Here is a 17,514-nt window from a genome sequence, read left to right on the forward strand (position 1 = left end):
CTTGGCTATGCCTCACATCATTAAGGGGTATGAAAAAGAGAATTTTAATTAAGGGAGATAAGACGTTGTTTTGGGATCGGAACAACTGGCAGCCATTATGTGAGTGGTGTCATAACCGGAAGACTGCTAGAGAGGATAAAGGCGCTTGGCTTTCAATTATCCAAGGCATGATCCTCCGATAGAAGATGTCTAGTGAAAACAAAAAGATATTTCACTAGGTTAAAATTACCATATTCCTTTTACCGTTAGAAATGATGAATAGGGTCAATTTTTTTAGGAATTATAAGGATGTGACCAATCATTAAGAAAGGAAGGTCACTCAATGGATATTTTTCAACTAGGGAGGACAATCATGGGAATTTTAAGTGGTAATCCACAAAATGAACCAATGCACTACGGCGAAGTGTTTGGTGTATGGAGTTATCTATCTGGTACAAAGGGTTATTTAGCTGGGTACCAAACATTCATTAACCATACTGGTGATAGTGATCTTAAAAAATTTCTTGAAGATACTATCCAAACCATGAAGCAAGAAATTGAACAAATCGAAAATTTGTTAAAAGTGAATGGTATTGTTCTACCCCCTTCTCCACCAGAAAGACCATCAGCATCATTAGAAAGTATTCCTGTTGGTGCTAGGTTTAGTGATCCTGAAATTGCTGCGTCTGTAACTAAAGATATAGCGGCTGGATTAGTTGCGTGTAGTCAAGTTATGGGTCAGTCGATTAGAGAAGACATTGGCATGATGTTTGGGCAATTCCATATTACAAAAGCACAATATGGTGTAAGATTACTACGGATAAACAAAGAAAAAGGATGGTTAATTCCTCCACCTCTTCACGTAGAAATACCTGAACCTGCACACGTATAGATGGTTTTCATTTGCTATATAAGGAAAAAAAACCTAACAAAAGCAGAAGTAGAACAGCGTAAGGCCCAAGAAATAAAGGCGGCAAACGACAAAGTTAAGCCACCTAGCTACCTACCGAAAGACTTGAAAAAAGAATTTAAAAAGATTGCAAGCGAGCTACTGTATATCGGGATCATGACTAATCTTGATGTAGATGCGTTGGCTCGCTTTTTATATGCCCGAAAGATGTATATAAAGGTCACAGACGCTTTGTTGGAAACGGAATTGACAGTGATGCAAACAAGCAATTCATGATGATGACGGGGCAGTAATTGACATAAACGAATGGGAGGAAGCAAACTTTTTATTTTTGGGATCATTGCTATTGCTCACATGCTGGATACTATTAGCCTAGTTGATAGGAAGCAGAAAGAAAGTTCTCAGGGAGCCAATAATACAGGAATTAAAGTGGGGTATTATCATTTTGCCCACCCTGATTTATCTGCCCAAGTATAAGCAGAACATTTTGTACAAACAGTTAAAGGGCTACCGTGTGATATGCCGCTAGTGCTTGATATCGAGACGGACAAGGGGTTAACACCTGAACAGATTACAACGTTTTGTCTTACGTTTCTTAACCATGTTAAGGGACACACAGGAAAAACGCCTATGATCTATACAGGTGCTTATTTTGCTAAACGTTACCTTGGTAAAGCTCTCGCTAGCTTCCCTTTATGGGTAGCCCATTACAATACAAACCAACCTATGCTAAACCCTACATGGAGCCCGCTGGGCGGTTTTTCAGTATTCCGATTGTGAGAAAGTGGCTGGTATTAAAGGCAACGTAGATATGAACTGTATGGAAAAAGACTTTTGGAATGCAATTACAAAGGGGGAAACAACTATGGATAGAATGCTGGCAGACGAAATTATTTTGGTTTTGAAAACACAATGGAAGTTAGTGACGTAATGGGGATGAAGGAGCAGGCTAAATATTTTGGGGAGCTTGCCGATCGGGTTAGGATTGCAAGTGGACAGGAACCGCAGAACAAAAGGTAGAAAGGAGTGAATCAAAACAAAGAAATGTCCGAATATAAGGGATTCGGACGTTCGCTCTCATAATAACTAGATTTTATGCCATAACAAAAATAAAAAACAGGAAATAAGCGATATAAATGACTAGCCATGTATATGAAATCTAGTACAAATTTTTTGAATGAATGGGGTGATCTGTATTCTGGGCCATGAATAATTTCCGCACTTGGGCCCGGGGCCATCAATTATTGATGCCTTATTGTGATTTATCAAACTGTCATACATACTATGCAAGTAATTTTCTTTTAATGGACTAAGGCCTGTGAACGTTATGCCATTATAGGTATAAGAATATTGATTTTTACTAACCGATACCTCTTTGTTCTGCTCAATAGGAAGATTGTTATTAGCTATCGCTCCTGATGCAAAGGCAGATGTGGAAAGGCTTAGTGTGGTCAGTAGTGCAAGGACACCTAAAGAAATTATTTTCATTGTAAGAATCGCCTTCTTATATATTATTGATTATATTTATTGCATATTGACAAGATACCATATGAAATTCCAATTACACTAATAGCCAATAGAACCATAAGCACTATTCTGAAAATCATATTTTAGATAATTCCTTTTTGTTCTTTAATAGTGAGAATAAATACCATGCCAAATTCACAGTATTTTCTTTGTGGTGTATACCGGTTTACTTTTTTTGTTTGTTAAAGAAAAATAACAGATCAATTAAGATTCCAAGTAGTATGTATGATACAAAATGTATTACATACCCTCCCAATAAAATTTTTCCTTCAATTTGATTATCATTTATTATCCAATCACGAAATGATTCCTTATAGACCATATAATCTAGAAGAGGGTTCAATCCAATTAATAATATATGTTTTTGGTCATTTCCATAAAAATCGTTTAAGCAGACTATAATACTTAAAATTCCTAACCAAAACCAAAATTTTTTAAAAATAACCATCTTTGGTATCCCTTCTTCCTTTTTAATTAGCGCTAATTTATATGAGGAAAAAGAGACCGCATATAACCTATTGCGGTCTCTTTGTTTCTACCAAGAACCTTGTTTCAAGATACGACTTAACTCATCTGTATCATAAATATCATAAGGAGCGTATCCACCTATAGCAGCAGTTGGATTTTGATGCCTAAAATTGATACCAGCACCATAGTAATATGCTTGCCAAACTATTTTAGAACAATAAGTTTGAGTAAAACTAGATAATTTTGCTGTTAAACCATAAGTAGCATTTTTATAGTTCTTCACATAGAGACGCGCCCAGTTTCCTGCATTATATGCATCTCTTTTGCCACCATTATAACGATATACTTTTTCATTTGGATATTCACGGAACCATTGTTCAATACTAGTGTTATCAGGATGGTATCCGTATCCAGCAATTGAGGTAACTTCATAATTATCGTTCACTATTCCTGCGTGACCTGTGAGACCGGCTGAGCTTGTATTATTAGTTACCAAAACATCTCCAATTCGAACTGCAATGTTTGTACCTGGATAGTAATAACCTGAATCAACTACTGTCGGAGTTATTTTTTTACTATTACTATTCTCTACATTTGAAGCAAATGCTAAGGACGATGTAGAAGATAGAATAAAACAAGAAATAATTAAAAACAAAAACTTTGAATAGAACCTTCTGTAACCCATTTTTTATTCCTCCAATAGTTTTTAATGATTATCAAAACTGTCTGGATTATTGTGATTTTGTTTTTTGATAGCTGGTTCTTGCAATTTCAATTTCTTAATAGGAGTCACCCCATATCAACATAATGGACATTTTAATTGTCTTAAAGGAATAGCTGAAAAACGGCTCTATTTGTTCTACAAAGTTTCCCGTACAGCTTATTCACATGAGCGACAACTACTTTTCCAATAAAAAATATTTTTTCCCCTTTGAGCGCAAGGGCATGATAAACTTGAATGGAGCATTTTTTAAATGCTTGTTATGGGGTGTTCCAAAGCTTTCGTCGGGCCTATGGGAACATCCCGTTTTTATTACCTGTTTAAATTCCTTCTCTCGACGTCTATCGTCGTCCCATGCTAACATCTTTCAACTCCTTTCTATGAGTATTTCTTGTTTGCTATCCTCCTTTCTCTGGCAACCACAAAAATGATAAAAATAATGTATTTTTCCATATTTTTAATGTATTACCATTTGTTTACTTAATTATATATCAGTAGGAACAAATTTTCCTAATAGAAATTTCTGTTAATTAATTAAGCCTTTTTTTGATTCGCTTCGCAATTCATTCAAAAAAAAGAGAGGATGCCCTCTCTAATTACCAACCTTCACCAAAACTATTTGTCGAAGCAGATTGATTTGTAATTTGACTTGATGTTGATGCTTCAAAACTCATTCCGATAAAGCCTAATAAGGAAAGAGTCACCAGTGATAATACCCATATTTTTTTCATTTTGATTATTCCCCCTTGCCATAATGTTAATAAACATTTCTTTGTGTTCTTCTGATGGTTCGTATTGATAATGCATGAGAATGATGTTTCTGATTCGCTCTACATTTTTAAACATAAGTGCTAATTCCAGGGCCTCCAAATTATACTGGAATCCCTTCTCCTTTTCCTCCCTCATAAAATAATATGAGGATAACACCTGAAATAACCTTAATTTATATTTTTGATTAAGTTTATCTGTCTTACAAGATAACTGCTCGATTTCTTTTGCGTATATTCCCAATAGTACCTCAATGTTTTGAAACATTTCATTTTGAAGATAAGATTCAAATGCTACAGGTAAAAACGAAAATAATTTTGATAGATCGGGGGAGATTAATTTTAAGATTTCGTCAATAAACTCTAGCTGGCCCATTTCTACCAAAATCAGAAGCTCATTCAAATGTGAGATTCTCTTATAGTAGTCACCATAAGTAGCGTATTCTTTAGTGATACGCAAAGCGGTATCAATATCTTTTGTTTCTTTATAACTAAAAGATTCATGAAGGAGAGCCTCTGCAATATATTTATCATTGCGTTCCGCAATTGCTAATACTTTTAATTCTTTTGAATAATTTAACAACCTATCCCATTTTTCTACCACATTATAGAAAGTCAATATTTTATAATAAGCCTCAAATTTATATTCTTGTGGAAGTATAGGAAGGTATTCTTGGAGTTGATGCAACGTTTCATATCCAGAGACAGTAAGGTCTACATCTCTAGCTATTACAAATCGCCTAAAATAAGAAATGGCTGCTCGTTCATTACGTGTTGTACTGTTCGCGATTACGATATCATACAAGGGCAGACTGTAGTTTCTTTGATCGGATGCAAAAATATGTTCTGCCATCTTAAAGGTGTTATCAAGAAGCCTTCTTCTATCAGTATCATCTTTGATCAATTCTATGATCCTCTTTGTAATGTCATATCGTTCTACGTTGATACAACTTGTGAAAAAATCAGCAGTTTTAACAGGTGACAATTTTCCTGATTCGTTAAAGCATTCCCCAATAAAATACTCATAGAAGTTATCTTTCGGTAATCCTAAAGCTTCTGTAATAGCGTCTAATTGAGGTAATGTCAATCCCCGTTTGTTGTTCATTATTTGACTCAAAGTAACTGAATCAATTCCGGTGGCGAGAATCAAATTTTTTTGTTTCCATTCCTTTTTATCAAGTGCATCTTGCAAATGCTGACGTAGTTCTATTTGTGCCTCTTGATAATTGTATTCCAAAGCTTGCATGTACCTATCCCCCTTATTTAATGTTGGAAATATAAGGAAAAATATAACTTCCCATATGATACTTGAATTAGATAATATTGTAAATAAAAATGAAAGTAAATGAGTAATGTTTTTAAAAATATTAAGTACCTATAGGTTCCTAAAAATTGTAGGAGAGAGTAGAGACTCTACTCATCTATACCTATTGTTCCCGTTCCCAATCATAGAGGTGTTCCATGCGAAAGTTTGGCAAGTACATTTGAATGATAGTAGTAATGGTTTACATAGCCTCTGGAGACATTGGTTTTGGGTTTGTGGCATAATGCGAGATCATTCTAGCTGAAAAACCTATTTGTCTTGCTAACTCAGCTTGTTTCATACCAATTTGATTCAGAACGGGCTGTAATAGGCATTCCCTATGTAGGTAAGATGCCATTACATTCATTCCCTATAGAGGTACCGCTAACAAATTGCGGATTTACAACGGTAAGGAATTACGAACACAGAAAAATCCGGTTTTCACCACGTTAACAGTGTAACTGGCATTTCTAATATCTAGAATCCTGAGAATCTTCGCAACATTTCGCGGTGATTCTATGATATCTATTATTTGTTATCTTTATAAGGTTAAATCCTTACTTTTACTAGTTTTTATTCAGTGTTACCTGTTAACCAACTGCTTCAGCTTTATCAGCGTATACTTTTCCCATCTTAAAGTCTTTTGTACCTTGTGCAATTTTCTTACCACTGCTGTTGTATGCTGCAACCCAGAATGAATAATCATGATTAGACTTTAATACTGGAAGAGTGAATTTACGTTCTTTAATTTGTTCGAGCTTTACAGGTTTCGTATTTTCAGATACATCTTTTAGTGACACTTCATAGTAACTAGCTCCATCATATGCATTCCAATACATAAAGTAGGTTATTAGAACTTGAGAAGCAATAGAAATGGATGAATCAACAGTATCAACTCGGCTCGGAGAAGAAGTCGCTTCTTCTGCTGAAGCAATTTGACCACTAAAAGCTAATGTAATTGCAGAAGCTAAAACTATGAATTTATTTTTCATTGTTAAATACCCCCTAATATTTGGTATAACAACATATTAATGTATTTGCTAATTTTTGTGAATGTTTAAATAAAAAATATATCTAGATTATCAAGGGAAATAGGGGTAGCACCACATGCCCATCAAGTGAAGTATCCCCAAAACGAAAAATTTATATCTTTACAGTTATTTATGACAATTCAGCTCATTTTTTTGATTTTGGGAACAACCCAATTTCTTTACTTGATGGCGATGGGGCGGTACCTCTCTTTAAATAAACAACCCCCCTACTTAATTTGTATTTAATATGCGAATTAAGTAGGAGGGTGTTGTTTATATCCCATTAATAGGGTTCATTTTACTTGTTATCTAGTTTGCTTATGAAATTGTTTTTACTCACAAGATTCTTAGCTTGTATTCAACAGGTATACTACCTTAAATAATTAGTCTTTCTATATATAACAGATTCAGGATTCTTTATCTGTAGATTCAATATATGAAGCAACTACTAGTTTGCATTTGATTACAATTAACTACAAAAAAATTAGAAATTAAAAAGAAGGAGGAGTTACTCCAAATATTACAATGACGTTTTCAGAAGAGACATTTTCCCATTTATGTTTGCCATACGATGGGATTTTTACACTATCTCCTTTATTAAGGGTCAACATTTCGTTGTTTAAATAAAGATTAACAACTCCTTCTATAACGAACGCTACTTCTTCACCTTTATGTTCTATCGGCTCTTTGGAAGATGCGGTTTGAGGTAATAAATTCATAAGGGCCAACTCTAGAGCACCATTTAAATTAGGGGATAATAATTCATACGATACATCCCCACTTTCTGGGAAAGAGATTTTCTTTCTTTGATTAGCTCTTACAACCAATTCTTCAGTATTTGTATCTTCTAAGAAAAAATTAAACAAAGGAATGTTTAATGCTACAGAAATTAGTTTAAGAGTCTGGAGAGATGGATTCGCGATGCCTTTTTCAATTTGGCTTAGCATTGAAGGTGTTATATCAGCTAATTTTGCTAATTCTTTACTAGTTAATCCTTTTCTATTCCTGAATTCAGTAATTTTTCGAGCAACACTTATTTCATTCATATACGTATTCTCCTTAGAGTTTCTTATTCAATTTAATTAAATAAAATTAAACTGAATTTGATTTTGTTTAATTTCGTGTTAATCTATACTTAATTATAATAAATATACCTTAATTTTAAAACAGTTATATTTATTATATGAACAATAAGGAGGCTTTATAAATGAGCGACATTTCAACAAAAACTAAAGAAAGTTTGAAAGAAAAATACCCATTAATAAATAAACTAATTTCAACCGAGGAAATATTTTGGATTAATCCAAATAAGAAAGATTTTGAAGTAGGAATTAAAAACACCGTTTTAACTAAAGATGATGTTAAAGATGCTGAAGATAGATTAAAGAGATTTGCTCCATATATTGCAAAAGTTTTCCCCGAAACAAAAGGGATGAACGGTATTATTGAATCTCGTTTAGTGAGAATTCCTTCTATGCAACAACATTTAGAACAGGAGTATGAACAGGAAATATTAGGTCAATTATTACTAAAGTGTGATAGTCACCTTCCTATATCAGGGTCTATTAAAGCAAGGGGAGGAGTATATGAAGTTCTTAAACACGCTGAAGATTTGGCGCTTGAACATAATTTATTAACTGTACAAGATGATTATTCAATTCTTGAGAGTAATAAGTTTCGTAATTTCTTTTCAAACTATTCTATTGCAGTGGGTTCAACAGGAAATCTAGGATTAAGCATTGGTATCATGAGTGCAAAATTAGGATTTAATGTCACAGTTCATATGTCAGCAGATGCAAAACAGTGGAAAAAAGATTTACTTCGAAGTAAAGATGTTACAGTTATTGAATACACAGCTGATTATAGTAAGGCTGTAGAAGAAGGTAGAAAGCAAGCAGCTGAGAATCCTATGTGTTATTTTATTGACGACGAAAATTCAAGACACTTATTTTTAGGATATGCAGTAGCAGCCTCCCGTTTACAAAAACAATTAGATGACCTTCAAATAAAAGTGGACGAAAATCACCCTTTATTTGTTTATCTGCCATGTGGGGTAGGCGGAGGTCCAGGAGGAGTAGCATTTGGTTTGAAATTATTATACCAAGATAATGCGCACGTTTTTTTCGCAGAACCTACCCATTCTCCGTGTATGCTACTAGGTTTAATGACTGGACTGCATGATGGTATATCTGTACAAGATTTCGGCATTGATAATGTAACAGATGCAGATGGACTGGCAGTCGGAAGAGCATCTGGGTTCGTGGGGAAAATCATAGAACCTTTTTTAAGTGGATCTTATACAGTTAGCGACAATCAACTTTATAAGTTATTAAAGGGATTAGCTGATACAGAAGGAATTTATCTTGAACCATCTGCGCTAGCTGGTATATTAGGACCTAGTCAATTATGTAAAGCAAGAATTCAATATCTACAGAAGAATAATTTGATACAAAAAATGAGTAAGGGTACACATATTGTCTGGGGAACAGGTGGTAGTATGGTTCCTAAAGAGGTAATGAAATTGTACTATCAAAAAGGAGTTCAACTGACACAAGAAAAACAAATTTAATAAAACCTATTAGGCGGGATTACCCTCTGAATACGCAAAGTTTCACTTTTACACAATATAGTGCTTAATTTCTAATTTAGAGGAAATAGAAGCAGCTGTAGATAAGGTACAAAAAGTAATTGATTGGTAAAAAAGAGGGGATGCATCCTCTTTTTTTATATAAAAAATTAACATATTTTAGGAGAAATAATTAGAACTTGTATACTAGCTTATTTCATTTTGGATGAGGTTATCTCGCTACAGCAAGGTACAGGTATCATTCTCATTTCTATTGGTTTAATGTTATTTTTGCTACAACAAAAAAAGTAATATATAATATATAATTAAAAACTTGTATGAGTTGGCGATACTTAATATAATATTGATTTTTTTAAACCAGAAATTTAGATGGGTGATCTTTAAAAATAGGTTACAACATGAATTTCATTCAACAACATTACTCAAGTATTCCTATTAATAGAAAGAGAGACAAATTATGAACTACTTATTCAGAAAAAAAGATATTGAGGACATTTCAAATACAAACCAATCAAAAAAATTAAAAAGGTCACTTGGTGCCTTTGATTTAATATTAATGGGGATGGGAGCAACCATTGGTACAGGTGTCTTAGTTATTACAGGGTTAGTAGCTGCAAGAAATTCAGGTCCCGCCATATCTCTTTCTTTTATTCTCTCTGCAATTGTATGTGGTCTAGTAGCTTTATGCTATGCGGAGTTTGCATCGGCTATTCCAAGTTCAGGAAGTGCCTATGCCTACACCTATGTAGCACTAGGAGAGATAGTAGCTTACTTGGTAGGATGGTCTATTGTGGGAGGATATACAGTGTCAATAGCATCTGTTGCCGGGGGATGGTCGGCTTATTTTAATAGTGCACTAACACAGGTAGGAATTTACCTTCCGAGTAGGCTAATCACTACCCCTAGCGAAGGAGGGCTTATAAATTTACCGGCAGTATTTATCGTAATATGTATGTCTTATTTATTAACAAGAGGTCTAACAGAAAGTAAAAAAGTAAATAATATTGCAGTGGCTATCAAAATTTCTATTGTTTTACTGTTTATTATTATTGGCGCATTTTTCATCGAACCTGAAAATTGGAACCCTTTTATGCCATTTGGAATGGGTGGTGTATTTGCTGGAGCAGCCTCAGTATTTTTCGCATTCACTGGTTTTGATGCTATTTCAACATCAGCTGAGGAAGTGAAAGATCCTCAAAGAAACTTACCTCGGGGAATTTTAGGATCTTTACTAGCTTGTACAATTATTTATGTTATTTTAGGATCTATTTTAACAGGAATGGTATCCTATAAAGAGTTAAATGTTGGAGACGCTTTGGCTTATGCACTTGACAGTGTAGGTCAAGGTTGGGCAGCTGTTATTTTATCTGTTGGCGCAGTAATTGGAATTATAGCTGTTTTATTTGCATATATGTTTGCCGTGCCACGTGTTCTACTTTCAATGAGTCGTGATGGATTATTACCTAAATTATTTTCGACAGTCAATAGTAAAACTCACGTTCCTACATCCTCTACATGGATGATTTGTTTATTAGGGGCAATAGTGTCAGGATTAATTGATTTAAAAGAATTAGCAGATATCGCCAATATGGCTGCCATTTTAAACTTTGCACTCGTAGCACTGTCAGTCATTGTATTAAGAAAAACTCAACCAAATTTAAAACGTAATTTTAAAATGCCTTTTGTACCAATTCTCCCAATACTGGCAATCCTTTTTTGCTTATTTTTAGCTTTTAATTTATCAGTAAAAACATGGATTTATTATTTTTCTTGGATAGCAGTAGGCTTACTTATTTATTTTAGTTATTCCCGTAATAAAAGTATACTTAAGCATCGTGAATAAATAATTAATAATAGAACTTATGTTGTATCACTTATGATAATTAAATTTCATTTAATACAAAAAAGTCCGATATAAACCCAAAAAAAGGTTTAAAAACGGACTTTTTTCACTCTCTTGACAGTACCTCATTGTCATTAAATTATGATTTTAGTAAGTCCTAGAACGAAGAATTTATACCTAAAAAATGAATTTTCCTATATTCAAAAGGAGAGCCTTCATATATCCATTAATTTGAAATTTAATGATCAAAAATAAGAAAAGGAATCAATAAAAACCAATATACACTTTACAGCGTTATACTGGTTTTTATTGATTTAGGCACTACTATCTTGATTGTGTGTCATTTCACCTTTATGAGATACATAGCTGTGTGATATCATTCCTAACATTATTATGAACATACCAGCCCAAGATAAAATGGAAGGAAATGAAGAATGTAATAAAACTAATTCTCCGATAATAGCAAAAAGTACTTCCATAGATTGTGTTGCTTCAACAGCAGCTAGTTTTTGCATATCTCCTCTTACCATATCAGTTGCTTTGAAAAATAAAATTGTTGCAATTACACCTGAACAAATGGCAACTAAGATAGATTGTATCGTTTGCTCTTTACTAGGTGCCCCTGTTGTAAAAAGCCCATACAAGGATAGTAAAAACCAAAATGGTAAGCTAGCTAATGTCATTCCGAGTACACGTTGATAAGCATCCAGACGGTCTCCACAAATCTCCATCATTTTACGATTACCGAGTGGATAAGCAAAAGAAGCAACAATTACAGGTATAATGCCTAACAAAATATCTTTCACAGCAAGAAATTTCGCTTGCTCCACTTGCATAAGGAAAATACCAAGAAGAATAATAAGTGACATACCCATTCCTTTTATTGGTATTTTCCCTCTTTTCTCAAGAACCCCATCTGATGTTTGAATCGTTTGGATGAAAAGAGGAGCTAATAAAGATCCTGATATAATAGTAATTTGCCATGTTCCAGCAATTATCCATCCTGGTGCATGTGCAGCCGCAAAACATAATGGAGCATAAAATAGGCCAAATCCTACAAAACTCCATAAAAACCATGTTCCTAGATTTTCTCTCATTACTTGTAATAACGATTGTAGTTTTTTCCTACTCATCACAATAAGTAAAAGAAAGGGGATCATGAAAATAAACCTTAGTGAGGCACTCCATATCCAGTTACCACCTGATAATTCCATCGCTCGATTAAGAATAAATGTGAAAGCAAAAAAGAAAGCAGCACAAATACCTAAAAAAATAGGACGCAAATTTCCACCTCAATCTGTTTCATAAGTTAGTAACTTCCCTAGACTTAACCAGTTTTGTTCCACAAGATGGGCTGTTGTTTCTTTATCTTTATTTTTACACGCCTCTATAATTTGCTGATGTTGTTCTACTGACTTCAAGCCATTTATAGAAGTAAATTGAGAAATTTCGAGACGCTGAATCTTAGATATACTTCGTTCTAACGCACGAATGATTTCGGGATTTCCTGCCACATCTAAAAAAACATTGTGAAATAACTCATCAGCTTCAATTGCTTTTATAATATCTTTTTTCTCAATAGCTAATAATAAAGCTTTATTGCCGAATTCTAATTCTTGAATATCTGACTCTTTTAATAGCGGAACTGCTAAACGAGCAGCTAAAGAGTGTAAAACTGCTACCACAGTAAATGCGTGTTTTGCCTCCTCAAGGTTTAATGGAGCAACACGAGTAACCGAACCAGGAATAGATTCAACAAGTCCTTCATCCTCAAGGCGTTTCAATGCCTCTCTAACCGGAGTACGACTAATTCCAAAGTCTTCTGCTAATTCTTTATCATTTAAGCGTTGCTCAGGTTGTAGTTCTAATGTAACAATTGCTTTTTTTAGAGTTAAATATACTTCATCTCTAAATGATATACGTTTAATGGGTTTAATAGTATCTCTTTTCATAAAACCAATATATCGCATATTGGTTTTATGTTCAACTATAATTATGAATCTACTCGATTAATAAGTCCCGAAATACGTAAAGAATATGGATATCGTAATTTTACTATTCGTGATTATAGAAGGATTTCTAAAAATCATATAGATTCATATCTGATTTACATAGTAGATAATCAGTCGTGTAATTTAAAACCTCTGCAAGTGCAACAATTATTTCCCAAGGGGGCATGCAGCAATTGAGTCTTTACCTGAACTGGATCGAAGAAAAACACAAAAAGCTGTAGAGAAAACCACCGAATAAGACAAGCTCCTCTATTCATAGGATTTAGAAAGTGGAATGGATGGTGAGGGGGATTGGAATTTACTTACACTAAAATTTATGGAACAGAAAAACCTTATAAGTGGTTTGCACAAAGAATAAAAGAACTAGCCAAGGAAAAATACGGTTTAGATGTTGAAGTAACAATAAATGAAGAAGAACAAGAAGCATCGGACGAGTAAGTCTGGTGTTTTTTAGTTAATATGACATTCATATATTTTTATGAGTGTGTATATAATTAACTAAAAATGGAAGGTGGTTTACTATGTATAGACCGTTAATTAAATGTGCCATTTATACCCGTGTAAGTACCGACCACCAAGCAGATTCTACAATAAATCAGGAAGCACAAGGCAGAGAGTATATAAGCAGATTAGGGCCGGAATATGACAAGACTGACATAATTGTATATCGAGATGAAGTTGTATCAGGTTATTACACCAGTGTATTCGACAGAGCTGAAATGAAGAGGGCAATACAAGATGCGAAAGAAAATAAGTTCAAGCTCCTAATCTTTAAAGAAGTCAGTCGTGTCGGTAGGGATAAACAAGAAAATCCAGCCATTATCGGGGTTTTTGAACAGTATGGTGTTAGGGTTATAGCAATTAACGATAACTACGATTCATTGAATAAAGACAATATAACTTTCGATATTTTATCTGTTCTATCTGAACAAGAGAGCAAAAAAATATCCTCAAGGGTTAGCAGTGCAAGAAGACAAAAAGCACGTAGGGGACAATGGGGCGGAGAGGCTCCAATAGGTTACAAGGTGAACAGAGAGACTAAGAAATTAGAAATTGACCCAGAAAATTGTTACATACCCAAATTAATCTTTGACTTGTATGTTAATCACGGATTAGGAACGTTCAAGGTGGCTGAACATCTTAACGGGCATGGAATAAGAACAAAGAACGGAAATCTTTGGGGAAGAGTATCTATAAACAGAGTTATTAGAAACCAAGCATATATTGGTAATGTTGTCTATGGCACGAGAAGAAATGCACTTCAAAGGGAATATGACGATACAGGAAAGATGAGCAAAAAGAAAGTTCAGATCAAGATAGATAAAACTGAATGGGAGGTCGCAGAAGATGTCCATGAGCCGATCATTGAGAAAGAAACGTTCTATAATGCTCAAAAAATTCTTCTTTCTAAAAGTCATGGAAGAACGCCTAGACGCGCATACCATCCACTAACTGGTATTTTGTTTTGTGCTAAATGTGGACAAGGAATGGTCTGTCAAAAACGAACATGTAAAGATAAAGAATACAGATATTACATTTGTAAGACGTATCATAAGTACGGTAGAAGTGTGTGCTCACAAGCAAATGTAAATGCTGATGTATTAGAACAGGATGTTATTGATATTGTTAAGAATGAACTAAATTCTATCCCTGCCGATAAAGTTGAAATTACAGGAAGTAAGACCAATGATATAGAACGTTTGGGTAAAGAGATAAAGAAAAACAACGTAAAAAGGGAAAAGTTAAAAAAAGATCAAATAGACATCTTTAATCAAAGAGAATTGTTTGACGAAAGTACTTATCAACAACAGATGCTCGAAATTAAGTCACAAATAAACCATATAGATGAAGAAATACAAATTATTGAAAACCAAATTAAGGTGTTAATGGAACAAGTGGCAGAATCATCAACACTTGACTATCTAATTGAAGAAGTAAAAAATATATCTTTAAATGATCCAGAGAAGTTAAGAGTGCTGTTGCACGATATTATCAAAAGTATTGAGTTAAAAGAAAAGCATTTGCAAATTGAATTTAATTACGACTTTAGATGATTCTGGTGATAGCGCTTAGAAATACAGAGTATTTGGCTTAGTAAATTTATTTAGTTAATTATGAAACACCTTAAAGTATGGGAGTTTTTGAAAAATATGTAGCTCGTAGCTTTTTCTTTTGGATGCTTCGTTTTTTGCGTACCAAATATGAAAAGGTGGAAATTGCTTTTATTGCTCATCATACGGAAGCGAAAGAAGTTACAGAGGATGCATTCTTTTCTAAAGGAGAGAGCGGCGGAACCATCTGTTCATCGGCCTATCGTAAAGCTTTGGAAATTATCGATGCACGATACCCGGTGAGCCAGTATAACATCTATCCGTTTCATTTTTCAGATGGGGATAACCTCACGTCAGATAATGAGCGGTGCGTAAAATTGGTGAAGGAATTAATGGAGAGATCGAATATGTTTGGATATGGTGAAGTAAACCAGTATAACTCACTGAGATATATACGGAACGGTCCCCTATGTAGGGAACCGTAAGATAACTTCAAGTTCAAATTGCTCAGGCTTCAACCATTCTTTCTTACGAATATACATAACCTTCTCAATAACAGTTTTGAGGAGGTTATTTTTTTGTTCAGGGTCTTCTAAAGATTTATATGCTTGAATAACCTTATGAATTTTAGGGATAAGTTGAGCCTGCATTTTCATTCGAATTTTCAATTGAGCAATTTCTTCCTGAGACTTTTCCATTTCTGCCTCAAGTTGTTTTATCTTATCAGAAATGATTTTATGGCGTTGTAAAAACAATTCCTCAGTGTAAACTTTTCGTTCTAACATTTCAAAGGTTGTTTCCCTCATGCTGTGCTGTTCGTTCAGCTCAGTAGTGGCTTTTTGAATATAATTAGTTAAAGCAATTATTCGTTCTTCATTTTTATTTTTTCGTTCCGCACTATTACTTAATTCTGATTGTGTCATTTTCCTTTGCTCTACTAATTCTTCTAAGCTAGATATGAGTTTTTCTTCAAAAAAGTGAGTTAGGGAACCTTTTTGTACAGACTTACATGCTGGGTTGTTGCATCTTATTTGAGGATTTGGCCTATCGTAAGAATGAGTTTGTGTTAAAGTACGTTCACATACTCCGCACTTAGCAATACCAGCAAGAGGGTTAGATATAGCTGTACCTTCTTTTCTGGAAACACGTAAGCGCCCTGTGTGAGCTTCATTAGCTCTATCAAATAATTCCTGGCTAACTATCGGTTCATGTGCGTTATCGTGTCTAGTCCATAATTCTGGAGGGAGTTTTTTCGTTACTCTTCTTCCGTTACGTTTCGTATGCTTTTTTTTACCCCATACTAGGTGACCAAGATAAACTTCATTTTTCACTATATAACTTATAGTAGATTGCTCCCAAATATCTTTGTTTGAAGGAGCTTTATATCCTGAGCGCATAAGATAATCTATTACTTTATAACGCCCGGAACCTTCAGCGAGTAGTTCGAATATTTTTTTCACAACTGGAGCTTCTTCAGGATGAGGATAGAGCTTTAGGTTTTCGTCTCTTAAATATCCATATGGAGGGTTTTTTGCGATATGTCTACCATCTTTTACTGCACGTCTTCGACCACCTTGCAGACGCTTATTGATCTGTTTTAACTCTTCACGAGCGATAATTGACTTCACGCCAAATAAAAGCTCAGCGCCTTCAGCATTACAGTCGATGACCTCGGTAGGGGTGATAATGAGCGTCTCAGAGTATTTAAAAGCCCTAAAGATCGTTCCTGCATCGATCATATCCCCACGACCAAGACGATCTAAGTCCATTACGATTACAGCATCACATTCTTCATCTTCAACGTTACGTAGCATTTCTTGTGCTTCTGGTCTTTCGGATAGAAATTCGCCTGAAACAATTTCCTCAAAGATTTTAATAACATTATGCTGCTCTCTTCGTACAAGCTCCATAAGTTCGCGTTTGTGTTTATCGAGAGTATCAAAAGGTATCCCCGTTTCAAGGGCCTTTTTTTCTTCCTCGATATCTTTTCTGCTTTTTCGTAGATGAATAATTACGTCAAGGTTTATAGGTCTAGTCATCAAATCACCTCTCCGTCCATTATACACAGGGTTGTAGAAAAGTAGAGAATAGTAAAATTTTTCATGTTACAATAGCCATGTACAATAGAATCGGCTCTTTCAAGGGTGGTCGGCTCACTCCTATTCCGAATGGAAGGGGGTGAAGCTATGACGGTATATGAAGCAATTTCATTAATGCTCACATTTGGGTTATTAATTGTTGCCGTACTGTCCTTCCATAAAAAGAAGTAGATCACCCTTGAGCCACACAACTCAATGATCTACTTCACCCAGAAA

At 34.5% G+C, this 17,514-nt stretch carries 15 protein-coding genes and 4 pseudogenes; 11 read left to right on the forward strand and 8 right to left on the reverse strand.

Going from position 1 to position 17,514, the window contains the following annotated elements:
- Positions 1-50: 50 nt before the first annotated feature.
- From BrL25_RS24815 to BrL25_RS24820, 4 genes and pseudogenes are all read left to right on the forward strand, one after another.
- Positions 51-182: pseudogene (locus BrL25_RS24815) on the forward strand (HNH endonuclease); the annotation flags it as partial.
- A 170-nt stretch (positions 183-352) separates the two neighbouring features.
- Positions 353-871, forward strand: a complete 519-nt coding sequence (locus BrL25_RS14205; protein WP_026315303.1) for a DUF3231 family protein — start codon at positions 353-355, stop codon at positions 869-871.
- A pseudogene (locus BrL25_RS14210) lies at positions 872-1,129 on the forward strand (phage terminase small subunit P27 family); the annotation flags it as partial.
- A 279-nt stretch (positions 1,130-1,408) separates the two neighbouring features.
- Positions 1,409-1,669: a GH25 family lysozyme gene (locus tag BrL25_RS24820; protein WP_026315302.1), complete on the forward strand. Its 261-nt coding sequence runs from the start codon at positions 1,409-1,411 to the stop codon at positions 1,667-1,669.
- A 1,282-nt stretch (positions 1,670-2,951) separates the two neighbouring features.
- Here the strand turns inward: BrL25_RS24820 and BrL25_RS14230 are convergent.
- The 5 genes from BrL25_RS14230 to BrL25_RS14255 all read right to left on the reverse strand — a co-directional run bounded on the left by BrL25_RS14230 (position 2,952) and on the right by BrL25_RS14255 (position 7,752).
- Positions 2,952-3,569, reverse strand: coding sequence for a C40 family peptidase (locus BrL25_RS14230; RefSeq protein WP_018673301.1), 618 nt, complete (start codon positions 3,567-3,569; stop codon positions 2,952-2,954).
- A 699-nt stretch (positions 3,570-4,268) separates the two neighbouring features.
- On the reverse strand, positions 4,269-5,618 hold the full coding sequence (locus BrL25_RS14240) for a helix-turn-helix domain-containing protein (protein WP_018673299.1): 1,350 nt from the start codon (positions 5,616-5,618) through the stop codon (positions 4,269-4,271).
- Between the two features lie 259 nt (positions 5,619-5,877).
- Entirely contained in the window at positions 5,878-6,033 is a 156-nt protein-coding gene (locus BrL25_RS14245; protein WP_236847721.1) for a helix-turn-helix domain-containing protein, read from the reverse strand.
- Positions 6,034-6,265: 232 nt separating this feature from the next.
- Positions 6,266-6,667, reverse strand: coding sequence for a fibronectin type III domain-containing protein (locus tag BrL25_RS14250; protein WP_018673298.1), 402 nt, complete (start codon positions 6,665-6,667; stop codon positions 6,266-6,268).
- A 530-nt stretch (positions 6,668-7,197) separates the two neighbouring features.
- Positions 7,198-7,752 (reverse strand): helix-turn-helix domain-containing protein, encoded by a 555-nt coding sequence (locus BrL25_RS14255; protein ID WP_018673297.1) that lies wholly within the window; start codon positions 7,750-7,752, stop codon positions 7,198-7,200.
- Positions 7,753-7,913: 161 nt separating this feature from the next.
- Between BrL25_RS14255 and BrL25_RS14260 the strand changes: the two genes are divergently transcribed.
- From BrL25_RS14260 to BrL25_RS14270, 3 genes and pseudogenes are all read left to right on the forward strand, one after another.
- Positions 7,914-9,275 carry a D-serine ammonia-lyase gene (locus BrL25_RS14260; protein ID WP_018673296.1) on the forward strand — a complete coding sequence of 454 codons (1,362 nt, stop codon included), beginning with the start codon at positions 7,914-7,916 and terminating at the stop codon, positions 9,273-9,275.
- Between the two features lie 174 nt (positions 9,276-9,449).
- Positions 9,450-9,584 (forward strand): annotated as a pseudogene (locus BrL25_RS14265) (EamA family transporter); the annotation flags it as partial.
- 166 nt (positions 9,585-9,750) lie between these two features.
- Entirely contained in the window at positions 9,751-11,136 is a 1,386-nt protein-coding gene (locus BrL25_RS14270; RefSeq protein ID WP_018673294.1) for an APC family permease, read from the forward strand.
- 314 nt (positions 11,137-11,450) lie between these two features.
- Here the strand turns inward: BrL25_RS14270 and BrL25_RS14275 are convergent, their stop codons facing one another.
- Both BrL25_RS14275 and BrL25_RS14280 read right to left on the reverse strand, forming a co-directional pair.
- A complete protein-coding gene (locus BrL25_RS14275) occupies positions 11,451-12,419 on the reverse strand; it encodes a DMT family transporter (protein ID WP_018673293.1) in 969 nt (322 codons plus the stop codon).
- Positions 12,420-12,428: 9 nt separating this feature from the next.
- Entirely contained in the window at positions 12,429-13,088 is a 660-nt protein-coding gene (locus BrL25_RS14280; RefSeq protein ID WP_026315301.1) for a GntR family transcriptional regulator, read from the reverse strand.
- 351 nt (positions 13,089-13,439) lie between these two features.
- On the opposite strand from BrL25_RS14280, the gene BrL25_RS24825 reads away from it, so the two are divergent.
- From BrL25_RS24825 to BrL25_RS14290, 3 genes and pseudogenes are all read left to right on the forward strand, one after another.
- Positions 13,440-13,586 carry a hypothetical protein gene (locus tag BrL25_RS24825; protein ID WP_018673291.1) on the forward strand — a complete coding sequence of 49 codons (147 nt, stop codon included), beginning with the start codon at positions 13,440-13,442 and terminating at the stop codon, positions 13,584-13,586.
- 83 nt (positions 13,587-13,669) lie between these two features.
- Entirely contained in the window at positions 13,670-15,202 is a 1,533-nt protein-coding gene (locus tag BrL25_RS14285; RefSeq protein ID WP_018673290.1) for a recombinase family protein, read from the forward strand.
- Positions 15,203-15,276: 74 nt separating this feature from the next.
- Positions 15,277-15,639: pseudogene (locus BrL25_RS14290) on the forward strand (DUF444 family protein); the annotation flags it as partial.
- Positions 15,640-15,666: 27 nt separating this feature from the next.
- On the opposite strand, the gene BrL25_RS14295 reads toward BrL25_RS14290, so the two are convergent.
- Positions 15,667-17,238, reverse strand: coding sequence for a recombinase family protein (locus BrL25_RS14295; protein ID WP_018673288.1), 1,572 nt, complete (start codon positions 17,236-17,238; stop codon positions 15,667-15,669).
- Positions 17,239-17,412: 174 nt separating this feature from the next.
- Between BrL25_RS14295 and BrL25_RS25695 the strand changes: the two genes are divergently transcribed.
- Complete coding sequence (locus tag BrL25_RS25695) at positions 17,413-17,469, forward strand: hypothetical protein (RefSeq protein WP_236848109.1); 57 nt, start codon at positions 17,413-17,415, stop codon at positions 17,467-17,469.
- Positions 17,470-17,514 lie beyond the last annotated feature (45 nt).

The sequence above is a fragment of the Brevibacillus laterosporus DSM 25 genome, from assembly GCF_002706795.1.
Taxonomy (GTDB): domain Bacteria; phylum Bacillota; class Bacilli; order Brevibacillales; family Brevibacillaceae; genus Brevibacillus_B; species Brevibacillus_B laterosporus.

Bases quoted from the DNA above. Each gene is read 5' to 3' on its own strand.
- BrL25_RS14295 (WP_018673288.1), bottom strand. From the start codon at position 17,238: ATGACTAGACCTATAAACCTTGACGTAATTATTCATCTACGAAAAAGC.
- BrL25_RS14270 (WP_018673294.1), top strand. From the start codon at position 9,751: ATGAACTACTTATTCAGAAAAAAAGATATTGAGGACATTTCAAATACA.
- BrL25_RS14255 (WP_018673297.1), bottom strand. From the start codon at position 7,752: ATGAATGAAATAAGTGTTGCTCGAAAAATTACTGAATTCAGGAATAGA.
- BrL25_RS14230 (WP_018673301.1), bottom strand. From the start codon at position 3,569: ATGGGTTACAGAAGGTTCTATTCAAAGTTTTTGTTTTTAATTATTTCT.
- BrL25_RS14250 (WP_018673298.1), bottom strand. From the start codon at position 6,667: ATGAAAAATAAATTCATAGTTTTAGCTTCTGCAATTACATTAGCTTTT.
- BrL25_RS14245 (WP_236847721.1), bottom strand. From the start codon at position 6,033: ATGGCATCTTACCTACATAGGGAATGCCTATTACAGCCCGTTCTGAAT.
- BrL25_RS14205 (WP_026315303.1), top strand. From the start codon at position 353: ATGGGAATTTTAAGTGGTAATCCACAAAATGAACCAATGCACTACGGC.
- BrL25_RS14280 (WP_026315301.1), bottom strand. From the start codon at position 13,088: ATGAAAAGAGATACTATTAAACCCATTAAACGTATATCATTTAGAGAT.
- BrL25_RS14260 (WP_018673296.1), top strand. From the start codon at position 7,914: ATGAGCGACATTTCAACAAAAACTAAAGAAAGTTTGAAAGAAAAATAC.
- BrL25_RS14240 (WP_018673299.1), bottom strand. From the start codon at position 5,618: ATGCAAGCTTTGGAATACAATTATCAAGAGGCACAAATAGAACTACGT.
- BrL25_RS24820 (WP_026315302.1), top strand. From the start codon at position 1,409: ATGCCGCTAGTGCTTGATATCGAGACGGACAAGGGGTTAACACCTGAA.
- BrL25_RS14285 (WP_018673290.1), top strand. From the start codon at position 13,670: ATGTATAGACCGTTAATTAAATGTGCCATTTATACCCGTGTAAGTACC.